Source organism: Enterococcus sp. AZ167 (genome assembly GCF_051714025.1).
Classification (GTDB): domain Bacteria; phylum Bacillota; class Bacilli; order Lactobacillales; family Enterococcaceae; genus Enterococcus_D; species Enterococcus_D casseliflavus.
Map to the genome: position 1 here is coordinate 1000723 of NZ_JBIORB010000001.1, position 20671 is coordinate 1021393.

Annotated in this window: 22 protein-coding genes; 1 reads left to right on the plus strand and 21 read right to left on the minus strand. The window is 42.4% G+C overall.

Features of this window, described 5'->3' with window-relative positions:
• Positions 1-32: 32 nt before the first annotated feature.
• The 10 genes from liaX to argR form a co-directional block, all read right to left on the minus strand.
• Entirely contained in the window at positions 33-1595 is a 1563-nt protein-coding gene (gene liaX, locus IGJ05_RS04695) for a daptomycin-sensing surface protein LiaX (protein WP_074931614.1), read from the minus strand.
• Between the two features lie 528 nt (positions 1596-2123).
• Positions 2124-2801 (minus strand): phosphate signaling complex protein PhoU, encoded by a 678-nt coding sequence (gene phoU / locus IGJ05_RS04700; RefSeq protein ID WP_005225785.1) that lies wholly within the window; start codon positions 2799-2801, stop codon positions 2124-2126.
• A gap of 11 nt (positions 2802-2812) precedes the next feature.
• Positions 2813-3571, minus strand: a complete 759-nt coding sequence (gene pstB, locus IGJ05_RS04705) for a phosphate ABC transporter ATP-binding protein PstB (protein WP_005225784.1) — start codon at positions 3569-3571, stop codon at positions 2813-2815.
• 31 nt (positions 3572-3602) lie between these two features.
• The gene (gene pstB / locus IGJ05_RS04710; RefSeq protein ID WP_005225783.1) at positions 3603-4409 is read right to left on the minus strand and encodes a phosphate ABC transporter ATP-binding protein PstB; all 807 of its coding nucleotides are present in this window, start codon (positions 4407-4409) and stop codon (positions 3603-3605) included.
• 13 nt (positions 4410-4422) lie between these two features.
• Entirely contained in the window at positions 4423-5307 is an 885-nt protein-coding gene (gene pstA / locus IGJ05_RS04715; protein ID WP_005225782.1) for a phosphate ABC transporter permease PstA, read from the minus strand.
• Positions 5307-6227 (minus strand): phosphate ABC transporter permease subunit PstC, encoded by a 921-nt coding sequence (gene pstC, locus IGJ05_RS04720; protein WP_005225781.1) that lies wholly within the window; start codon positions 6225-6227, stop codon positions 5307-5309. Before pstC ends, pstA begins: the two co-directional genes overlap by 1 nt.
• Before the next feature lie 97 nt (positions 6228-6324).
• Entirely contained in the window at positions 6325-7179 is an 855-nt protein-coding gene (locus IGJ05_RS04725; protein WP_015509511.1) for a phosphate ABC transporter substrate-binding protein PstS, read from the minus strand.
• 400 nt (positions 7180-7579) lie between these two features.
• On the minus strand, positions 7580-8311 hold the full coding sequence (locus IGJ05_RS04730; RefSeq protein WP_225001306.1) for an alpha/beta hydrolase: 732 nt from the start codon (positions 8309-8311) through the stop codon (positions 7580-7582).
• Positions 8312-8406: 95 nt separating this feature from the next.
• On the minus strand, positions 8407-10080 hold the full coding sequence (gene recN, locus IGJ05_RS04735; RefSeq protein ID WP_010747998.1) for a DNA repair protein RecN: 1674 nt from the start codon (positions 10078-10080) through the stop codon (positions 8407-8409).
• 15 nt (positions 10081-10095) lie between these two features.
• Complete coding sequence (gene argR, locus IGJ05_RS04740; protein WP_005225777.1) at positions 10096-10545, minus strand: arginine repressor; 450 nt, start codon at positions 10543-10545, stop codon at positions 10096-10098.
• A 215-nt stretch (positions 10546-10760) separates the two neighbouring features.
• Between argR and IGJ05_RS04745 the strand changes: the two genes are divergently transcribed.
• Entirely contained in the window at positions 10761-12056 is a 1296-nt protein-coding gene (locus IGJ05_RS04745) for an ISL3-like element ISEfa11 family transposase (protein ID WP_438725054.1), read from the plus strand.
• Between the two features lie 108 nt (positions 12057-12164).
• Here the strand turns inward: IGJ05_RS04745 and IGJ05_RS04750 are convergent, their stop codons facing one another.
• The 11 genes from IGJ05_RS04750 to IGJ05_RS04800 all read right to left on the minus strand — a co-directional run bounded on the left by IGJ05_RS04750 (position 12165) and on the right by IGJ05_RS04800 (position 20663).
• Positions 12165-12986: a TlyA family RNA methyltransferase gene (locus tag IGJ05_RS04750; protein ID WP_005225776.1), complete on the minus strand. Its 822-nt coding sequence runs from the start codon at positions 12984-12986 to the stop codon at positions 12165-12167.
• Complete coding sequence (locus IGJ05_RS04755) at positions 12983-13879, minus strand: polyprenyl synthetase family protein (RefSeq protein ID WP_225000767.1); 897 nt, start codon at positions 13877-13879, stop codon at positions 12983-12985. Before IGJ05_RS04755 ends, IGJ05_RS04750 begins: the two co-directional genes overlap by 4 nt.
• Positions 13876-14097 (minus strand): exodeoxyribonuclease VII small subunit, encoded by a 222-nt coding sequence (locus IGJ05_RS04760; protein ID WP_005225774.1) that lies wholly within the window; start codon positions 14095-14097, stop codon positions 13876-13878. Before IGJ05_RS04760 ends, IGJ05_RS04755 begins: the two co-directional genes overlap by 4 nt.
• The gene (gene xseA, locus IGJ05_RS04765; RefSeq protein WP_225000766.1) at positions 14078-15430 is read right to left on the minus strand and encodes an exodeoxyribonuclease VII large subunit; all 1353 of its coding nucleotides are present in this window, start codon (positions 15428-15430) and stop codon (positions 14078-14080) included. Before xseA ends, IGJ05_RS04760 begins: the two co-directional genes overlap by 20 nt.
• Positions 15431-16282: a bifunctional methylenetetrahydrofolate dehydrogenase/methenyltetrahydrofolate cyclohydrolase gene (locus IGJ05_RS04770; RefSeq protein WP_225000765.1), complete on the minus strand. Its 852-nt coding sequence runs from the start codon at positions 16280-16282 to the stop codon at positions 15431-15433.
• 293 nt (positions 16283-16575) lie between these two features.
• The gene (gene nusB, locus IGJ05_RS04775) at positions 16576-17040 is read right to left on the minus strand and encodes a transcription antitermination factor NusB (protein ID WP_081116530.1); all 465 of its coding nucleotides are present in this window, start codon (positions 17038-17040) and stop codon (positions 16576-16578) included.
• Positions 17033-17458 carry an Asp23/Gls24 family envelope stress response protein gene (locus IGJ05_RS04780; RefSeq protein WP_005225770.1) on the minus strand — a complete coding sequence of 142 codons (426 nt, stop codon included), beginning with the start codon at positions 17456-17458 and terminating at the stop codon, positions 17033-17035. The genes nusB and IGJ05_RS04780 overlap by 8 nt, the downstream gene beginning before the upstream one ends.
• A gap of 209 nt (positions 17459-17667) precedes the next feature.
• Entirely contained in the window at positions 17668-18732 is a 1065-nt protein-coding gene (locus IGJ05_RS04785; RefSeq protein ID WP_005225769.1) for a M24 family metallopeptidase, read from the minus strand.
• Between the two features lie 217 nt (positions 18733-18949).
• Positions 18950-19189, minus strand: a complete 240-nt coding sequence (locus IGJ05_RS04790; protein WP_005225767.1) for a GlsB/YeaQ/YmgE family stress response membrane protein — start codon at positions 19187-19189, stop codon at positions 18950-18952.
• A gap of 74 nt (positions 19190-19263) precedes the next feature.
• Entirely contained in the window at positions 19264-19629 is a 366-nt protein-coding gene (locus tag IGJ05_RS04795; protein ID WP_005225766.1) for a DUF956 family protein, read from the minus strand.
• A 122-nt stretch (positions 19630-19751) separates the two neighbouring features.
• Positions 19752-20663: a PTS system mannose/fructose/sorbose family transporter subunit IID gene (locus IGJ05_RS04800; RefSeq protein WP_005225765.1), complete on the minus strand. Its 912-nt coding sequence runs from the start codon at positions 20661-20663 to the stop codon at positions 19752-19754.
• Positions 20664-20671 lie beyond the last annotated feature (8 nt).

Consider the following 20671-nt stretch of genomic DNA (forward strand, 5'->3'; position numbering starts at 1 on the left):
CTTTTCTTTAATGAGTGTAAACCCAGCGATTCTTATTTGTCTGTATCTTTGATAAAGACATTTCCTGTTGTTGTGGATAGATCGATTTGAGCGACTTTATCGGCAACCCGACGGAATTGCAATAGTTGGTTTAGGCGTTCTTTTTTCTCACGCACAACTTCCATCTCGCTTAAACGATTGTTGATGCTACCTAAACTTGTTTTTGCGATCCCTTCAAAACCGATTCCTGTCGGTAATGCTACTTTGACATTCCCATTTACAGAGCTGGCGTTTAATTTTTGGACCGTTTCTTCTTTGTAGGTCACACGGATGTTGCCGTTAACTAAAGAAATACCGGTATTTTGTGGCGTTGCTGTCAACGTAACGTCGCCGTTCACCGTTTCAATAATGGCATCTAAAATCTCACCCTCTTGAACAGTGATCGTTCCATTCACGCCCTCAATCTCTAACATCGATGCGTTTACTTTGCGGAAATCGATATTGCCGTTTGTTGATTTTGTATAGACATCTTTCGCATCCAATTCATTGAATGTAACATTGCCGTTCAACAATTTCACTGCCACATGATCATAGGTACGTTTTGGCAAGTAGAAAACGAGATCGGCACGAATGCGTTTGTTGGGAATTTGGAAAGAGATGCGTTCATCATCGACATTGATTTGGCTTCTTGCTTCAAAAGCATCGAAAGGCTCCGCCGCATCCATTTTACCATATAGTTTGATTTTGGCATCTACTTTGACGCCTGGTTCATCCCATAACTGGAAGGAAACATTGCCGTTTGCCAATTTCACATCGATCAATGTCGCTGCCGTTTCGTCATAGCTGAATGTGTGCTCAAATTTTGTCGCTGCAACACCAGGAACTTTCAAGTTGATGTCTTTCCATTCCATGTTGTCATTGACTGACTCTGTCACTGCCCGAACCGTTTTCTTCAAGAAGTGTCCGAAGTGTGTGCTGGCATCGACCATTTTTTCACTTACTTGGTTAAAGGTGTCAGTCGCTTGCTCTTTCCAATCCTCTGGAATATCTAATTTTTGAGAAATTTTTTCTTTTGTTTGAGACCATTGGTCTTTGCGAATATTTTTTAATTTTGCTTCCAATTCTGCTTTTTCTTCAGATAAACCATCTAAGGTTTCTTCCAAGGCAGTAATGGTCGCTTCTGTTTCGTGACGCGTAGCCAGTTCATCTTCTGACAATTGATCCAACTCTTCTTTGGTGTTCAATTGCATCAGTGTTTCTTGTGCTTCTTTTAATTCTTCTTTGACGCCAAGAATTTCAGCATTGATTTCGTCCAACTCAGCAGATGCTTGGTTGGCTTCCGTTGCTAAACCATCGAGAATCTTTTCAAGATTTTCTTTGTCTTGCGCTTCGTTTTGACGAAGTTTTTCTTCGCCGTCAAACGTGAACATCTCATCGTCGTTTTCAGTATCATCAAATGGGCTTGTCGCATTCTTATCCGCGGTTACCTCAGCAGCAGCTTTGTTAATTTGTTTTTCGTCTTTGGCTTTTGCCATACCTTCTAGTAAATCCAAGGCTTCTTCTGTAGAAAGCACACCTTTTTTTACTAGATCCAATATACGTTCTCTTTCGTTCATGGAAATTGCCTCCTTCAGCAAATGTGTGATTGCAAGTTTAGCTTACGAACCTATTATGCCTTGTTTTTGCAAAAGTGTCATAGGTCTTAAGTACCAAGTTTTTCTCAATCTGCAGATTGGCAAGCAAAACCGACACTTTTTCTTCATTCCTCTAGGCTCAAAACGATCTTCCTATTATTAACAGTACCACGAAAAACCAATAGAAACAAAAGTTTCAGCTAGTAGAACTCTTAAGGAATAGGCCTGCTAGAGTAAATGAGTGATTGCTCCTTTCACTGCAGGTCGGCGACGAAAAGAATAGACGGCTCAACTAGTAAATTTCAGGGACGATAGAATCGATTTCCATTGGCCATCTTTATGGAGGAGCCATTTTCTATTCTGCCTATCCTATTCACGTCATCGATTGAAGCGATTCTTTCAAATCAAAAAGACCGCCGAGAGAAGTTACTCCTTAAAGGACAACTGCTTTCGACGGTCCATCCCATCTCTTTTAAAAGAGATATGTGATCAAGAACCCAAGTTGGTTTCTTAAATCATTTCCGTACGGTTTGTATTCAATTCACTGATTTTCCCAGTAGCAAGATACACGATCCATTCACAAATATTCGTTACGTAGTCACCGATTCGTTCCAAGTATTGAGCAACGGATAAATAATCGGTCCCGCTGACAACTGTTTCTGGATTTTCTTTCATACTCTCGATCGTTTTGTAATAAATGTCTTTGTAATATTCATTGACCCGATCGTCCATTTGAGCGATCATGCGGGCATCATCTTGATCGGTTTTTACATATGCCACTAAGACATTATCAACCATTTTTTTGACGTAATCCGACATATCTGAGATTTCTTTTTCGATTTCGGCAATCCGCGTTTCGCCTTTGACCCGAATCGTTGACTTCGCGATGGATACCGCATGGTCCCCCATCCGCTCCAAGTCAGAGCTGGCTTTCATCACGGTAATGATCATTCGTAGATCGGTCGTTACTGGTTGTTGCAAAGCAATCATCTCAAAGCTCTTTTTTTCTAAACGAACTTCCATATTGTTGATCGCCAAATCATTTTCAATTACTTCCTGCGCAATTTCTTTGTCATGTCTGACATATGCTCGCACAGATTTATGAATGGCACTGCTGACTAGCATCCCCATTTCATAAAATTGATTGTGTAAATTTAATAATTCTTCTTCAAATTGTGTACGCAACATCCCTTTTCCTCCTAACCAAATCTTCCTGAGATATAATCTTCTGTTTCTTTTTTGCTTGGACTTAGGAACACTTTTTTCGTGTCATTGAACTCGATCAAGTTGCCGTCCAAAAAGAACGCGGTTTTATCTGAGATTCTTGAAGCTTGTGACATGTTGTGGGTCACGATGATCATGGTGTAGCGTTCTTTCAGTGCTAGAAGGGTATTCTCGATTTTCCCTGATGAAATGGGGTCTAACGCACTGGTTGGTTCATCCAGCAAAATGATTTCTGGATCGACAGCCAATACCCGAGCGATACAAACCCGCTGCTGTTGTCCACCTGATAAAGAAAGCGCACTTTGGTGAAGTTTGTCTTTGACATCTTCCCAGACAGAAGCTGCTTTCAGGCTTTCTTCTACCGTCTTATCAAGAATCTCCTTGTCCGTGACTCCTTTTAATTTTAACCCATAAATCACATTTTCGTAAATTGAAAAGGGAAAAGGATTCGGTTGTTGAAAAACCATCCCGATTTCTTTGCGCAAATCAACGATGTCTTGCTTTGGACTATAAATGTCTTTCCCTTTATAGACAACACTTCCTGTAATTGTCACACCAGGGATCAAATCATTCATTCGATTAAGAGAACGCAAGTAGGTCGATTTCCCACATCCTGAAGGTCCGATCATTGCAGTGATCTCGCCTTTTTTGATGGAAAGGTCGATTCCTTTTAATGCTTCTTTTTTTCCGTAGTATAAATGCAGATCTTTCGATGTAATAATTTCTTCTGCCATTGTTTTGCCTCCGTTTACTGATCGAATCGGCTCAGCCAAAATGACCGGATACGTAATCTTCTGTTGCTTTAATTTTTGGACGAGTAAATATCTTACGGGTCTCATCGTACTCGATCGCATTTCCTAAGTAGAAAAAGGCAGTATAATCGCTGATCCGAGCAGCTTGCTGCATATTATGGGTCACGATGATGATTGAATAGTCGTTTTTCAAGTTGATAAGAGTTTCTTCCACTGTCCCTGTTGAGATTGGATCAAGGGCACTAGCTGGTTCATCTAGAAGCAAAATATCTGGTTTCATCGCAATTGCTCGAGCGATACACAGACGTTGCTGCTGTCCACCGGACAATGCCAAAGCACTTTTGTCTAAGCTGTCCTTTACTTGATCCCAAAGTGCGGCTTGTTTCAAGCTGGTTTCGACTGCTTCATCCAATTTCTTTTTGTTTCTTTCTCCATGACGTCGCAAAGCAAAGGCGATGTTGTCATAGATCGATTTACTGAAAGGGTTTGGTCGTTGGAAAACCATGCCGATACGCTTGCGCATTTCGAAGACATCGACTTCTTTTGTATTGACGTCGACTCCTTTATACATGATGTTTCCTGTGACTCTCGTGTTTGCGATCCCGTCATTCATTCGATTCAAAGAACGCAGATACGTTGATTTACCGCAACCGGAAGGTCCGATCAATGCGGTGATTTTATTTTTTTCAAATTGTAGATCAATGCCTTTGATGGCTTCATTTGATCCATACCATACATGCAAGTCAGTGGTATAAAGCGCCACATCTTCTGGTTTATCGAAGGTAATGATATTTCGATCGTCCCAATTGTAATCGTTCATACTGTCATTCTCCTTATGCTGACGTCATTTTCTTGTACAACCGTTTGCCAGCTGCACGGGCGCCAAAGTTAAATAGCAAGACGGCAATGATCAATACCGCCGAAGCACCGGCTGAAACTTGAGCGCCATCAGGCATCGTACCTTCTGTATTGATTTTCCAAATATGGACTGCCAGCGTCTCCGCTTGTCGGAAAAGACCGATCGGGCTGGAAACACTCAATGGATTCCAGTTTGTAAAATCAAGGGCCGGTGCACTTTGTCCTGCAGTGTAGATCAGCGCTGCCGCTTCACCAAAAATCCGACCAGAACTTAGAATGACCCCAGTCAAAATCCCTGGTGTTGCTTCTGGAACAATAATGCGTGTGACAGTTTCCCAACGGGATAAGCCTAAAGACAAGCCCGCTTCACGCTGCGTATAATGAATCGCTTGTAGAGATTCTTCCACATTTCTAGTCAATAGTGGCAAATTGAAGAAAGTCAATGCCAAGGCACCTGAAATGATCGAAAAGCCATAACCAAACTGGATAACAAAGACCAAGAAACCAAAAAGACCGACAACCACAGAAGGCAGTGAACTCAAGATTTCGATCGATGTCCGAATGATATCCGTCAACCAGTTTTTCTTCGCATATTCTGATAAGTAAATCCCCGCTCCTAAAGAAATCGGAAAACTAATGATCATTGTCACTAAAAGCAAGTATAGGGAATTGAACAATTGGATGCCGATCCCGCCACCTTCTTGATACGCTTTTGAAGAAGAAGTCAGAAACTCCCAATTGATATGGGGAATACCACGTACCAAAATGTACAATAGTAAGGAAGCCAAAATCAAAACAATGACTCCAGCAACAGCATACAAGACGCCGGTAGCAATTTTATCTGAACGTTTTGCATTCATTATTTCAATGCTCCTTTCTTCCCAATAAAGCGAATGACAATGTTAAATAGTAAGGACATCAATAAGAGAATCAAGGCTAATGACCATAGAACGTTGTTTTGGACTGTTCCCATGATCGTATTCCCAATACCCATGGTTAAGATCGATGTCAATGTTGATGCAGGTGTCACTAAGCTCGTCGGCATCAGAGCCGCATTACCGATAACCATTTGGATCGCCAATGCTTCCCCAAATGCGCGAGCCATTCCGAAAACAACTGCCGTTAAAATCCCAGGGACAGCTGCTCGTAAAACAACTTTATAGATCGTTTGCCAGCGTGTTGCACCTAAAGCTAAGGATGCCTCACGGTAGTGCCGAGGGACTGCCCGTAACGCATCGACAGTCATCGTAGTCACTGTCGGCAAAATCATGATAAATAGGACAAAGGTCCCCGCCAAGATCCCAAACCCTGTACCGCCAAAAACAGAACGGACTGCTGGTACAATGACAGACAAACCGATAAAACCATAAACTACAGAAGGAATACCGACTAATAGTTCGATGACAGGCTGCAAAATCTTCTCTCCGTTACGAGGAGAGATCTCCACCATAAAGACTGCTGCACCGATCGCAAATGGTGTTGCGACGATTGCTGATAGGAAGGTTACGAAGAACGAACCAAGGATCATCGGTAAAGCACCTACTAATGGTTGGCCATCAGGACCAACAGCACTTGGATTCCATTGCGTACCAAACAAAAAGTCGAAAACATTGACTTTGTCTACAAAGAATGTCGCTAATCCACGGCTAGCAACGAAATAAAAAATGGAGATCACAACCAATACAATCAACGCAATACATAGAAAGCTAACCAGCTTTCCTCTTTGTTCCATTCTTGCGCGCTTGGATTTTTTTGTTAACACTTCTTTTACATTTTCCACGAGGGTTCCTCCTCAAAAATCAAACTAAACTCATAACCATTAGTTTATCGGTTCAACATCAATTTCTGTTAAAGCTTGTGTAAATTTTGTGTAAAGATTACTCGACGATGTTGCCTTCCCAATCTCTTTCCACCTTCATGATGGAAATTGGAATATAACCCAGATCCCCGACGATATGCTCTTGTACTTCATCAGAAAGCATATATTCGAGAAATTCAGCGGTCAATCCCGTTGGTTCTCCTTTTGTATACATATGCTCGTAAGCCCAAACTTTCCAATCATTGGTCGTTACATTTTCAATCGTTGGTTGAACCCCATCGATCGAAAGGACGTTGACTTCATCTGTCACATAAGAAAATGCAACATAACTGATGGCCCCTGGTGTATCTGAAACGATCGAACGGACCATCCCACTAGAATCTTGCTCTTGGGAAGGAATCGCTGTTTCACCATCCATGATCCATTTTTCAAACGTACTTCTCGTGCCGCTTCCAGTCGCCCGATTCAACAAAACGATGGGCAGATCATTTCCGCCAACGTCACGCCAATTTGTAATATTTCCTAAGAAGATATTTTTTAAGTCCTCTGTTGAAATATCCGTGATCCCAACGCCTTTGTTGACGATCGGTGTGATACCCACCGTTGCCACTCGGTGGTCAACGAGTGCATCCGCATCGATCCCTGGCTTTTCTTCTGCAAACAAATCAGAATTCCCAATATCGACTGCGCCTGCTTGGACTTGACTTAACCCAGTGCCGCTCCCGCCTCCTTGGACATTGATAAATCGCCCAGGATTTGAGTTTTGAAATTCTTCCGCAACGGTTTCTACGAGTGGCTGCAAGGCAGAAGACCCGACTGCTGTGATCGATTCTCCTCGATCTGCCCAGCTTGCACATCCTGAGAGTAAAATAACCAATCCGATGATAGGACTTAGAAGTTTTAATTTTTTCATCATAACGCTCCTTGTACTTTCGAAAGTCATTGATTGTAAAAATCAATTATTTTCATTTTACCATTAGTTGAAATCAATGAAAATTATTATTTGCTTTTTTTTCTTGAGCTGAGTCTGTCCCTTTATTTAAAACGCTTTTTTCCTTTTACAAAATAACTATTTTGCAAATAAAATGACAAGATTTATTAATTAAATTACGTGCATCCAGAAGGTATGCTGTGCTATACTGTGAGAGGAAACGTATTTTAAAAAGAACATAATTATTAATCTTGCTTCCCCAATCAAGTACAATATGTTGTTATGTTCAGCGTTTTCACGATTTCATCAACATTTCCCCAAAATGTCTGTTGAATCGAAACGGCAGAAAGAAGCATTCCTATGCATCTTCTGCCGTCTTTTTTTATTCTAATTCACTTAACCATGCCGCCATCTGCTCAATGATGGCTTCTTGCTGTGCTTCATTTGGTAGATCCGCTGCTGCTTCTCCTTTTTGTAACCCATAGGTACCAAAGCCAGCATGATTGCCGCCTTCGATCGTTTCAAACGTCGTAGTTTCTGGAAGGAGGCTGCGGGCAGCTTGCCAATTTTCTTGATTCACTACTTGGTCTTGACTGCCTGAGAGTGACAACACAGCAATCGATTGATCAGCTAAGGATCCTTTTTCATCTGGGTAACTAGCAAAGAAAAAGACGCCTTTTAACTCGTTGTCGTTTTCAGCCAACTGATTCGCTGCAAAACGGCTTGCCATGACGCCACCTAATGAATGACCGCCAATGACATAGGAGCTATGGGGGATTTCTTCCAAGACCTCTTCTGCACGATTGCCTGCTAAAACAGCCATGTTAAAGGGCATTTTAACGATCGCGACAGGATAGCCTTTTTCCGCTAAACCTGCTGCCCATACACTATAGCTTTCGGCATCGACAAGCGCACCAGGATAGAAAATAACCAAAGGCTTTTCTTCATCTCCAGCAAAATAGAGGACATTTCCCTCATCATCTGCCTCTTTCGCAGCTGTAACTGCAGCATCCACTGCTGAGTAATGCAGTTGTTGCCAACCGACCCAACCGGCAATAATTAAAATAACAACGGTGATCAATACACCGATCAAGACTTTTGTTCTTTTTCTCATCATGTCCTCCTGCAAAAAAGAAGATCAGGAAAGGATGGCAGACGAAAGTTGCGGGTCCATCATCTCCTGAATCTTTCTATAAGTGTTTCCAATTTTTATCGGTGAGCCAGCGCCAATAGTTCTCGTGCATGTTCGATCGTTAAATCGGTGATTTCTGCACCTGAGAGCATACGGGCGATCTCAGCCACTCGTTCTTCTTCTGATAATTTACGGACATGGGTTTCTGTCCGACCTTCTTGAATTGCTTTTTCGATAAAATATTGATTGTCCGCCACAGCCGCTACTTGCGGCAAGTGGGTGATACACAAGACTTGCGAATTCGCAGCGATCTTGGCGATTTTTTCGGCGATCGCCTGAGCTACTCGGCCACTGACCCCAGTATCCACCTCATCAAAGACAATACTAGTGATTCCTTGCTTGCGGGAGAAAATCGATTTAAGCGCTAATAAGATCCGGGAAAGCTCTCCTCCAGAAGCAACTCGTACTAACGGTTTCATGCCTTCACCGGGGTTGGTTGTCAAATAAAACTCCACGGTATCAAATCCGCTGCTGCTTAATTGTTTTGAGCCAGATGCAAACCGTACTTCAAATTGCGCGTGCTCCATATACAGCTCTTTTAACTCTTGAACGATTTCTTTTTCTAAACGATGAGCCAATTCACGTCGTTTGACGTGCAAGGCTTCCGCCAGCTGCCAAACTGCTTCAGCTTTTTGGGCAAGCTCTTCTTCTAATTGCTCCAACTGACCTTCTGTATAGGCAGACTCGCTGATTTCTTTACTGATCTCATCATAATAAGCAAGAATCACAGGAATTGACTCCCCGTATTTGCGCTTCAATTGACGAATCGTTTCCAGCCGTGAAATGACTTCTTCCAGTCGGCCTTCATCTAATTCAAGGTTGTCGACTTGCCGCGAAATATCAGTGGCTGCATCTTGTAGCAGGTAGTACGCACTTTGGATCGCTTCACTGATTTTTTCATACGCAGGATCAAGATGGGCGATCGACTGGATCTCTGATAATGCCACACTGACTCCATCTAGGCTATTAACTTCTTCGGCGGATAGAGCGCCATAGCTTTGCCCTAGAGCATCCACGATTTTTTGATAATTGGTCAGTTTTTCTCGTTCATCGATCAGCTGCTCTTCTTCATTTTCCATCAATTCCGCTTGGGCGATCTCTTCTTGTTGAAAACGCAGCATGTCCATTCGCTGCACATAGAGCTGTTCATTTTCTTGAATGGTCCGCACATGTTTTTCTAAGGAGCGATAGGCTTGATAGGCTTGACGGTAACTTGCAAGTTCCGCTTTAAAGGCATCATCTCCAAAACCATCCATCAACGCCAAATGTTTTTCTGGCTGCAGCAGCTCTTGATGCTCATTTTGTCCTTGGATATCAACTAAAAACAAGCCGATTTGGCGCAAAACCGACAAGGTAACAGTTCGACCATTAACACGACAAATAGTTTTACCCGATTGAGAGATATCCCGTTGTACGATCAGAACTTCCTCTTCATCAATACCCAAATCTGCGGTCAGCTCTTTGAACTCCAGCTGATTCGGCCATTCAAAAATCCCTTCCAAACGGCATTTTTCTGCGCCTTGACGCAAATAGTCACTGGATCCTCTGCCACCTGCTAGTAAGCCCATCGCATCGATAATGATTGATTTCCCAGCACCTGTTTCACCTGTTAGAGCCGTCATCCCCTCATGAAAAGACAGGTGCAGGTTGGAGATAATCGCAAAATTTTGGATCGACAATTCTAAAAGCATCCCTTGCCTCCTCTTTTATACGTAACGTTGGAAATCCTTGAATAGGTTCTCGGTATCTGCTTCTGTTCTAGTGATCATCAAGACGTTGTCATCATCGTTTAGCGTGCCAAATAATTCTTTGGCATAACGCTTATCGATCAAATTCGCCAAAGCCGAAGCATTGCCAGGCAGTGTGCGCAGGATCACAAATTTGTCCATTCGATCGACAGAAACAAACGCCGTTTTTAGGATTTTATCTAGTTTACCACTCACGTCTTCTGTTGTCTCTTGTGGAATACTATAGCGATAGCCGCCTTTTTGGGAAGGAACTTTCACTAACTTCAATTCCTTGATATCCCTTGATATGGTTGCTTGTGTGACTGAGACGCCGCGATCTTTTAACAACTCGACAAAATCTTCTTGTTTCTGAATATCTTGTTCACTTAACAATCGTGTAATCAAGCGATGCCGTTCTTTTTTTCTCATCTCTTGTTCCTCCTGAATGAATTCCTACTAATTTTATCCTATTTTGCGCAAGAAAGAAAGAGAGCCGACAAGTAAAATGGGCTCTATAATTTATGGGACTAATGAATCAGAATTGATTCTTCAGCCCCATTTTCATTTTAGGTATTAAAAAACATATCGTTCTCTAGTATGATTAAATCACCACAAAATAAACAACTGAGAGGACGATATGCTATATGAATGATTCTATCAAAAAAATGCTGAGAATAATAGAGAAAGATTTGATGATTACAGAGGTCTCTTACGAGACCCTTCAGAAGAAAAAGACGTTGGTCGTCGATGCTGTTCTCTCGCCTACTCCTCGTGCTTGTAGAAGTTGTGGTTCTACTGTGGTAGATGGAAACGGGAAAGCAATTATAGTGAAAAATGGGAAGAAGGAAACGATTGTCCGTTTTGAACAATACAATCATATGCCTTTGGTTATGCGCCTAAAAAAGCAGCGCTATACCTGTAAAAACTGTCGCACCCATTGGACTGCTCAAAGTTATTTTGTCCAACCCAGACATTCAATCGCAAATCATGTTAGATATAAAATTGCTTCTTTACTGACTGAAAAAGTATCTTTATCTTTTATTGCGAAAAGCTGTCAGGTATCTTTGACCACCGTTATTCGTACATTGAAAGAGTTTAAAAGCTATTTACCAAAGCAATCTAAGAAGATTCTCCCCAGAGTATTGATGGTTGATGAATTTCGTTCGCATGCTTCTATAGAAGATAAAATGAGCTTTATTTGTGCAGATGGCGAAACAGGAAAATTAATAGATGTTTTGCCTACGCGTAAATTACCTCGATTAACAAGCTATTTCTTAGGTTGTACCAATCCAGAAGAAGTAGAATTCTTGGTGACAGACATGAACGACGCCTACTTCCAGCTCACCAAACGTGTTCTGCCAAATGCGAAAGTCGTGATTGATCGGTTTCATATTGTCAAACACATGAATCAAGCGTTCAATGAGTTGCGTATCCGTGAAATGAATGAACTTCGTAAAGCCGGACAGAAAAGCCAGGCAGAAAAACTGAAAAAGAACTGGCGCTTTTTGCTAAAAAATCGTGCAAACATCAACCATTATGAATACAAAACATGGAAAAGTTTCCGAGCACCAAAATACCCATTTCTTACTGAAGCAATGATGATTGATCGATTTCTTGAGTTTTCTCCGCCCCTAAAGGAGGCGTATCGCTTTTTTCATGAATTAGTTGAAGCCTTTCGAGACAAAGACCCTGACTTATTTTTCTCCTTATTGGCAGAACTTCCCGAAACGTTAGATGACGGCTTTCGGGAAAAGCTTCAAAACCTTCTGACCTATGAAGAAGGCATCACCAACGCAATGATCTATCCTTATTCCAATGGAAAAATAGAAGCGAAGAATACCCACATAAAGACAATGAAACGAGTATCCTACGGATTTAAATCATTCGAGAACATGAGAATTAGAATCTTTTTGATCAATCAATTAATCAATGTAAGATAACAAAAAATCTGAGCCAGAATGTGGTTCATTCTGACCCAGATTTGATTTTGCACAACTCATCAGTCCTTATTGACAAAGAGCCGTAAAATGTCCACTCTCTTCCATTCTTTATTTTGGTTGATGAAAGGTCTCATGTGCTGATGCAACAACTTTCGGGATGTCGATCCCTGCTGCGGTGCCTTCTTGCAGGCTTTTCTTTAAATGTACGATAAACTCGATATTCCCTTCGCCACCAGTGATTGGTGAAAAACTTAGGTTTAATACATCGAATTTTGTTTTCTTAGCGAATGCCAGTACTTCCTCCAACACTCGTTCATGGGTTTTGGGGTCACGAACGATCCCATTTTTTCCGACCGCTTCTTTGCCCGCTTCAAATTGTGGTTTGATCAGCGCCATCACTTCGCCATCCGCTACCAAAATATCGTAAAGGGGAGGTAAGATCAGTTTAAGTGAAATAAAAGAAACATCGATCGTAGCGGCTTCAGGAAGACCATCCAGGAAGTCTGTTGGTTTTGCATAACGGAAGTTGACCCGTTCCATTACGATCACTCGCTCATCTTGCCGCAGCTTCCATGCTAACTGATTGTAACCGACATCCAGTGCATAGCTTTTTTTGGCGCCATTTTGCAACGCCGCATCAGTAAAGCCACCGGTGGAAGCGCCGATATCTAACATGATTTTATCGGTTACGTCAAAATCAAAAACTTTGAGTGCTTTTTCTAACTTGAGACCACCACGAGAAACATAAGGCAGCTTCTTCCCTTTGATCTGCAACAGTGTATCTGCGGCAATTTTTTCTCCAGGCTTATCTAGGCGCTCATTGTTTTTTTCTTTGTACACCAATCCAGCCATCACTCCTCGTTTGGCTTGCTCGCGGGTCTCAAAGAGGCCTTGCTGGACTGCTAAAACATCTACTCGTTCTTTCTTCATGCGTTCCCTCGAATCTCAAATCGTTCCACAAATGCTAATAAAACATCCTGCGTAAATTGACCGTATTGGCTTAACTGTGCCAGAATTTCTTTGGCTTTGCTCAATTCTTCAGTCAAGGCTTGCTGCGCGCCTGCTAAGCCAAGTAAAGCAGGATAGGTACTTTTCGCCAACTCGTCATCTCGGCGAACAACTTTGCCTAGCTCTTCGGTCGTACTAGTGGCATCTAACAGATCGTCGCGAATTTGAAAGGCTAACCCAATATGCTGGGCAAAGCGATCCAATTCATGCAGAACCTCTTCCGTCTGGTCGGCTAAGACACCACCAGCAATCACCGCAAAGCGGATCAATTCTCCAGTCTTTCGTTCATGGATCGACATGAGCTCCTCAAGACGAAGGGCTTGGTTCTCCCCTTGAATATCAGCTGCTTGGCCGGCGACCATCCCTTGTGTGCCCGCTGCTTTACTCAACTGCTGCAGCAGCAAGACTTTTTGATTGGCTTCGATTTCCGCCATAGCGACTAATTGAAACGCAGCCGTCAAAAGACCATCTCCAGCTAAAATCGCTAAAGCTTCACCAAAAACCTTATGGTTGGTGGGTTTGCCTCGACGCAGATCATCGTTGTCCATTGCTGGCAGATCATCATGGATCAGCGAATACGTATGCACCATTTCTAGGGCTGCTGCACACTGGTACACCGCGGTATTGATGGGTTTGTGAAAAGCGGCGACTGTTGCTGCCAATAAAAGCGGGCGAATGCGTTTGCCGCCAGCTTGGATCGAATACTGCATGCTTTCAAATAGTCGTCGATCAGAGGTGTGTTCTTTGACAAAACGTTCCATAACTTCTTCGATCAATGGGGCGTGTTCTTTCGTAAATTCCTTCAAAGCACTCATTGGCTTTCCTCTTCAAAGGGGACTTCTTCATTGGATTCAGTCATCATTTTTGTTAAGGATTTTTCCGCTTTACTCAAGGTGTCCTTGCATTGCTTGCTCAAAACCATGCCTTTTTGAAAAGCATCTAACGCTTCTTCCAATGGAACATCGCCTTGTTCCAAACGGGTTACGATTTGTTCTAATTCTTGTAATGATTCTTCAAATGTTGGATTTGCCATGATTAACTCCTTCTGTACTAATAACTTCGACCAGTGCTTGGCCATCTTGGTAATGGATCGTCAGCTGATCTTCTGGCTCGATCGCATCAATCGATTTGATCACCTGCTCATTTTTCGTGGTATAGCTGTAGCCGCGTCCCATGATTTTTAGTGGGCTTAACAAATCAAGGGATTGGACTGCATTTGCAAATTGATTTTCTTTTGCCGCATAGATATCTTTCATGGCTTTCGTTAAGCGTTGAGAAAGATAGCTGACCTCTTGATTGCTGGCTTGTAATCGCGCTTTTGGTTGTTGTTGGGCCAACCGTGAAATCAATTGCTGTGCCTGGCGATCCTTGTCATAAAGCAAGGTTTGCAAGCCTTGCTGCATCCGCTGCTGCAACTGATCGAGTTTGATGGACTGTGCCTCATACAAGCGCTCTGGTTGTCGAAAAACATACGATCCAATCACTCGCTGATAGCGTTCTTGTTTGTACTGGATCTGGTGCATAAATGCTTGCTCTAATCGGGCTTGTCTTTCTTCGATCCGCAAAATCTCCTCCGACAGCACTGGCACCGCTAATTCGGCAGCGGCGGTCGGAGTTGCCGCCCGTACATCCGCCACTAAATCGGCAATCGTCGTATCGGTTTCATGCCCCACTGAAGAAATAATGGGGGTTTTTGCATCAAAAATAGCTCTTGCCACTCGTTCTTCATTGAAAGGCCAGAGGTCCTCGATCGATCCACCCCCACGTCCGATGATCATAGTATCAAAGGTCCCATCGGCTTCGACTCGTTGGATATTTTTCACCACATCATCCGCAGCTTTATTGCCTTGTACCACGGTTGGATACAAAACGATCTGAGCAATGGGATAACGCCGCTGTGTCGTCGTGATGATATCTCTGATCACCGCCCCACTAGGACTGGTCAAAACTGCGATGCGTTTCGGGTATTTCGGCAAGGACTGCTTCGGTGCAGAAAATAAACCTTCTGCTGCCAATTTCTGCTTTAATTGTTCATAGGCTTGATAAAGAGCGCCGATACCGTCTGGTTCCATATGATCGATCACCATCTGGTAATTTCCGCTTGCCTCATACAGAGTGATACGCCCAACCGCCATGACTTTCATGCCCTCTTCTGGTTGAAAGCGCAGCTTGTCAAAAGCGCCTTTGAACATGACGGTCGAAATCTTTGCACCATCATCCTTCAAACTAAAGTATTGGTGATTGGGGCGACGACGAAAATTGGAGATCTCCCCCGTCAAATAAACCCGTTCTAGATACGGATCGACGTCAAACTTACGCTTGATATATTTTGTTAATGCGGTTACCGTTAAATATTTTTGCGCCATTTAGTTTTTCATTGTCTCCTTTGCTGCCTCGATCGTTTGGGCCATCAACATCGTGATCGTCATTGGACCTACACCTCTAGGTACCGGTGTGATATAGCTAGCGATCGGTTCGACTTCATCAAATTTCACATCGCCGATCAACTTGCCGTTGGCATCACGATTCATCCCAACATCAATCACCACAGCCCCTTCTTTTACGAAGTCTTTTGTGACAAAATGACCGCGGCCGATCGCCACGACTAAAATGTCCGCTTGTTTTGCCAACTCGGGCAGATTTTTGGTTTTTGAATGAGCAATAGTCACGGTGGCATTTGCCCCCAAGAGCAAGTGTGCCATTGGTTTTCCGACAATGTTGCTGCGACCGATCACTAAGGCATTTTTCCCTTCCAATTCGATCCCATACGCAGCAAACATTTTCATGATGCCATAAGGGGTACAAGGAATTCGGTCAGGTACACCTGCGAATAATTTTCCTAAATTGATTGGATGAAAGCCGTCGACATCTTTTTCTGGTTTGATGGCTAACAGGACTTTTTCTTCATTGATATGTTTTGGCAAAGGAAGTTGAACCAAAATTCCATGAAAGGCATCATCGTTATTGAACTGTTCGATTTCTGCTAATAATTCTGCTTCAGTAATGGATTCAGGGTAGCGGGCAACACGGGAATTGATGCCGATTTTCGCCGCAGCTAGTTCTTTATTTTTCACATAAGTCTGACTCGCTTTGTCTTCTCCAACAAGCAAAACAACTAATCCCGGTGTCACACCCTGCTCTTTTAGTGCTGCTGTCTCTGAAAGAAACGCTGCTTGCATTTTTTCAGCCAATTCTTTTCCATTGATTAATGTACCCATTCTGACAACTCCTCCAACCTGATTATACGGACTTATTTTGTAAAAAGAAACGCACCAATCGTTTGTCGATATGCTTCTTCATGTTTTCTATCATAGCATTTTCTGAAAAGAAAAACACCGTCTAAGGCTCCCTTTTTTCGGAAAAAACGAGGGTAAACCGACAAAGTGCGTGCAAAAAAACCGAACGATCAAGCAGGACCGTCAAAACAAGGCGGTTGCTCATAAATCGTTCGGTTTCTGACTCGATCGAAAAAAAGCTGATCTCTTTTGATCGATCGTGTTAGGGCTGAAAATTACTCACTTACTTGGTTGGTTTTTGTTTCTAGCTCTTGATTGACTGTTGATAAAATACCGTTGACAAACTTTCTGGACTGATCGTCACTAAAGGTTTTCGCTAATTCGATCGCTTCATTCAAAGCCACACGATTCGGCACATTATCCACATAGATCATTTCATACAAAGCAATTCGTAAAATCGTCACGTCCATTTTTGATAAACGCTGGATTTTCCAACCAGCTTTTAAATGACTTTGAATGACTTCATCCAAGGCTTCTTTGTAATGACAGACACCTGCCACTAATTGATCTAAATAAACAGGCACAAAATGCTCTTGTTCTTCATCGATCAATTCATGGTGTTCCAACTCGATGGCATGCATGATGGCATCTTGTTTCGTTAAATCTTTATTAAAGTCTAGTGGAAATAAAGCTTGTAACGCCATTTTCCGTATTTCATGCCGTGATAATTCTTTACTCATTTTCTTCCTCGTCGTTTCCAAATAATTCTTCGATGTCTGGTAAATCTACTTTTTCTGGCACGACTGCCACAACATGAACATTTACTTCAGCCAGTTGCACATCTGTCATAAATAAGACTTGCTGTTTGACCCGTTCTTGGATTTCCATTGCCACTTTAGGCACTGACATCCCATAAGTGATATAGCAGTAAATGTCCACTTTGATCCCTGTTTCATCGATCGTTAAGTAGACCCCTTTGCCATGAGCTGCGCGACCCAATAATTCAGTGACACTGTTTGCCAGTGTTCCTCGCATCCCATAGACACCTTCCACTTTAGAAGCAGCGATCCCAATAATGATCTCGATCACTTCTGGCGCGATGACGATCTCGCCTAATTCAGGACTTGCATTTAATACAAGGTTTTTATCTTCATTCATACGTTTTTGCCTCCATTCTAAACAGCTGTACCGTATTGTTTGTAAAAAAATCGCTCGTTTTTTCCGTTTGAAGCAAACCAACGCTTGATTCAATCAATAACATCCATGGCACAGTGTTTCTTCTCGCTCTAAGTTTATCATTTTCTGCACTGAGAATCTATAATAACCCACTATTCTCAATGAATTTTCTGATAAACAAGGTCGATGAATCAGAGAATGATCAATTCTTTCGGTGAATGTGTCAACACTTTATTACCAGTTTCGGTGATCAAAAGATCATCTTCGATACGAACGCCGCCAATTCCTGGAAGATAGATCCCTGGTTCATCTGTAATGACGTTTCCGACAACAAATGCTTTATCAGCGCGGAAGGATACATTTGGTCCTTCGTGGATCTCTAAACCAATCCCATGGCCTGTTGAATGACCAAAGGCATCTCCGTATCCAAAGGAAGCAATGTGATCCCGAGCGATCGCATCTAGTTCAATTCCGGTCATTCCAGGTTTTGCTGCGGCCAAGACTTTTTCTTGCGCTTCAAGTACGATTTGATAGATTTCCTTCAATTTATCGCCAGGATCTCCTACTGCAAAGGTTCTAGTCATATCAGACACATAGCCTTGATAGTAACAGCCAAAGTCTAACGTGATCAGATCGCCTTGTTCGATCACTTTTTCACTGGCAACCCCATGGGGCATTGCTGAACGCAGACCACTAGCAACGATCGTTTCAAAAGATACGCTTGTGGCACCTAATGAACGCATAAAGAAATCTAACTGATTCGCCACTTCGATTTCTGTCATTCCTGGGCGGACCATTTTCAAAATATGTTCAAATCCTTGATCGGCGATATGGCAGGCTTGTTGGATCAATGCGATCTCTTCCTCATCTTTGACTTCCCGCAAAGCCTCGATCATACCCGATACAGGGGCAAGGGATGATTCCTCGATCAAGTCTTCTAAGACGGAGTATTCGGCAAAGCTGACGAAACTTTCTTCAAAAGCTAAGACATTGATTTCTTCCTTTTGGCAGATGGTTGCAACTTCTTCAAAAATTGGTCCGCTATTTTTTACGATCTCAAAACCTTGAGCTTGGGCAGCTGCTTGCTCTGTATATCGGAAATCTGTTACAAAAAAAGCTTTGTCCAACGTAATGACTGCTAAACCAGTTGTCCCAGTAAAGTTTGTCAAGTAACGCAAATTGTATGGGCTGGTGATCAAGAACCCATCAATCGAATCTTTTCTCATTGCTTCACGTAATTTTTCAACTCTTAACATGTATCGTTCCCTACTTTCTTGTTCTATACGATAGTATTATAACAAACTTCCAGAAAAAGCGGAAAGCAAGCGAAAAGTTTTCTAAAAAATCAAGCAATATGAATAAACGATAGAGTACTTTAAAAAGACTGCCGTGTGATCTTTCGTTGTTCTCTTCTAAATGATGGCGTCCGTGCACAAAAAAAGCAATTCAATCAATGAATTGCTTTTTTGATAATTATCTTTTACGTCCCAAAAAGAACGATACGACTGCCACGAAAATGACTGCGCCGATAATCGCAGGCACGATAGCCATTCCTGCTACTTGCGGTCCCCAAGTGCCAAAAAGGCCTTGACCAATCGATGCGCCTACAAGTCCTGCAACGATATCAAAAATACAACCGCGTTTTTCGCCTGCAATGGCACCACCGATTGAACCGATGACCGCTCCTACGATCAATGTCCATAAAAAGTGCATACTAACCCCTCCTAAACTTTCTTATAAAAAGGGTACCATATTGAGAATCAATTGGAAAAATATATGCTCTCTTGTTATTTTCTGCGAGTGAAGGCTCGTTTCAATACATCAAAAAAGCCTAATGAATGCACCATATGGTCTGGATCGACGTATTCACGAATCGCTCGCAAGACTTTTTTTGGTTCTTTTGAGGAGAAGGTATACGTGCCATTCTTTTTGGTGCGGATCGCATAGCGTGGTATCCAACGGCCTTTGAACATGACCGAAGCGATCACATAGTCGACATCTTCCCATGGGATCTGAATAAACTTGCGTTTGTCACGGTCATTGTAAAACTCAAAGGCTTTATCGCCGATCATGATTTTGCCGTACTCATTGATCCCTAAAAAAGACGTAGCATCGATCGTCAAATCCACTTTTGTATTAAGAGATTGTACCATTTGCGCTTACTCCATTCTATATCGTCTTATTATCTTATTATCTTATTATACGTGTTTGCAGCAGGTTTGGCGAATAAATAAAAAGGTACTTGGGTTGCCCCAAGCACCTTTCATTGAAAAGATTATAACAATCCGATCAAGTGTCCACCGATACCGACTAAGAATAGACCGATAATAATGATGATTGGAGAAACTTTTTTCTTCAATAACCACATACATAATAAAGTAAGCAATAGTGCAGCTAGACCAGGAATCAATTGATCCAAGTTGTTTTGCAATGTTGTTACTTTTGTATCAGTCAACGCACGGCCTTCAGCAACTTGTTGGAAGGCTTGTTGCAAACCAGCAGAGCCTGAAGGCAAGTTCGCCCAATCGACATAAGCACCTTCATCAAGCGGTACGCTTGAGACAACTGGCGCAAATGAGATCGATACCCAACGCTGAACGAGTGACCCTAATACGAACATCCCTAAAATTGAAGCACCTTTTGTCACATCTTGCAACAATCCGCCTGAAAGGTCATCAGTGATTTTTGAACCAGCACGATAGCCGAATTCTTGTGTGTACCACATAAATGCCCAACGGATGATGTTCCATGCAACGAAGAAGATGATTGGACCTAAGATGTTTCCAGCTAAAGCAAGAGAAGCACCTAGAGCACCTAACATCGGACGTACAGTAAACCAGAACACAGGGTCACCGACACCGGCTAAAGGACCCATCATCCCAACTTTTACCCCTTGGATCGCTACGTCATCAACAGGCGCGCCATTGGCACGTTCTTCTTCTAAGGCTAATGTTACCCCTAAGATTGGCGATGCGATATATGGGTGAGTGTTAAAGAATTCTAAGTGACGCTTCAATGCAGCGGCACGGTCTTCTTTTGTTTTGTATAATTTTTTGATTGCTGGAATCATTGAGAATGCCCAACCACCATTTTGCATACGTTCATAGTTCCATGAACCTTGAATGAAGGTAGAGCGCCATGCTACGGCTAAACGATCTTTTTTATTTAATTGAATTTTTTCTGCCATTTTTTTCT

Coding starts and splice junctions, on each gene's coding strand:
- pstA (WP_005225782.1), bottom strand. CDS start 5,307: ATGAATGCAAAACGTTCAGATAAAATTGCTACCGGCGTCTTGTATGCT.
- IGJ05_RS04760 (WP_005225774.1), bottom strand. CDS start 14,097: ATGGCAAATCCAACATTTGAAGAATCATTACAAGAATTAGAACAAATC.
- liaX (WP_074931614.1), bottom strand. CDS start 1,595: ATGAACGAAAGAGAACGTATATTGGATCTAGTAAAAAAAGGTGTGCTT.
- IGJ05_RS04785 (WP_005225769.1), bottom strand. CDS start 18,732: ATGTTAAGAGTTGAAAAATTACGTGAAGCAATGAGAAAAGATTCGATT.
- IGJ05_RS04780 (WP_005225770.1), bottom strand. CDS start 17,458: ATGAATGAAGATAAAAACCTTGTATTAAATGCAAGTCCTGAATTAGGC.
- pstB (WP_005225783.1), bottom strand. CDS start 4,409: ATGAACGATTACAATTGGGACGATCGAAATATCATTACCTTCGATAAA.
- IGJ05_RS04770 (WP_225000765.1), bottom strand. CDS start 16,282: ATGGGTACATTAATCAATGGAAAAGAATTGGCTGAAAAAATGCAAGCA.
- IGJ05_RS04790 (WP_005225767.1), bottom strand. CDS start 19,189: ATGCACTTTTTATGGACATTGATCGTAGGAGCGGTCATCGGTTCAATC.
- IGJ05_RS04730 (WP_225001306.1), bottom strand. CDS start 8,311: ATGAGAAAAAGAACAAAAGTCTTGATCGGTGTATTGATCACCGTTGTT.
- xseA (WP_225000766.1), bottom strand. CDS start 15,430: ATGGCGCAAAAATATTTAACGGTAACCGCATTAACAAAATATATCAAG.
- IGJ05_RS04795 (WP_005225766.1), bottom strand. CDS start 19,629: ATGGTACAATCTCTTAATACAAAAGTGGATTTGACGATCGATGCTACG.
- IGJ05_RS04755 (WP_225000767.1), bottom strand. CDS start 13,879: ATGAGTGCTTTGAAGGAATTTACGAAAGAACACGCCCCATTGATCGAA.
- IGJ05_RS04750 (WP_005225776.1), bottom strand. CDS start 12,986: ATGAAGAAAGAACGAGTAGATGTTTTAGCAGTCCAGCAAGGCCTCTTT.
- argR (WP_005225777.1), bottom strand. CDS start 10,545: ATGAGAAAAAAAGAACGGCATCGCTTGATTACACGATTGTTAAGTGAA.
- IGJ05_RS04745 (WP_438725054.1), top strand. CDS start 10,761: ATGAATGATTCTATCAAAAAAATGCTGAGAATAATAGAGAAAGATTTG.
- phoU (WP_005225785.1), bottom strand. CDS start 2,801: ATGTTGCGTACACAATTTGAAGAAGAATTATTAAATTTACACAATCAA.
- recN (WP_010747998.1), bottom strand. CDS start 10,080: ATGCTTTTAGAATTGTCGATCCAAAATTTTGCGATTATCTCCAACCTG.
- IGJ05_RS04725 (WP_015509511.1), bottom strand. CDS start 7,179: ATGAAAAAATTAAAACTTCTAAGTCCTATCATCGGATTGGTTATTTTA.
- pstB (WP_005225784.1), bottom strand. CDS start 3,571: ATGGCAGAAGAAATTATTACATCGAAAGATCTGCATTTATACTACGGA.
- nusB (WP_081116530.1), bottom strand. CDS start 17,040: ATGAGTAAAGAATTATCACGGCATGAAATACGGAAAATGGCGTTACAA.
- IGJ05_RS04800 (WP_005225765.1), bottom strand. CDS start 20,663: ATGGCAGAAAAAATTCAATTAAATAAAAAAGATCGTTTAGCCGTAGCA.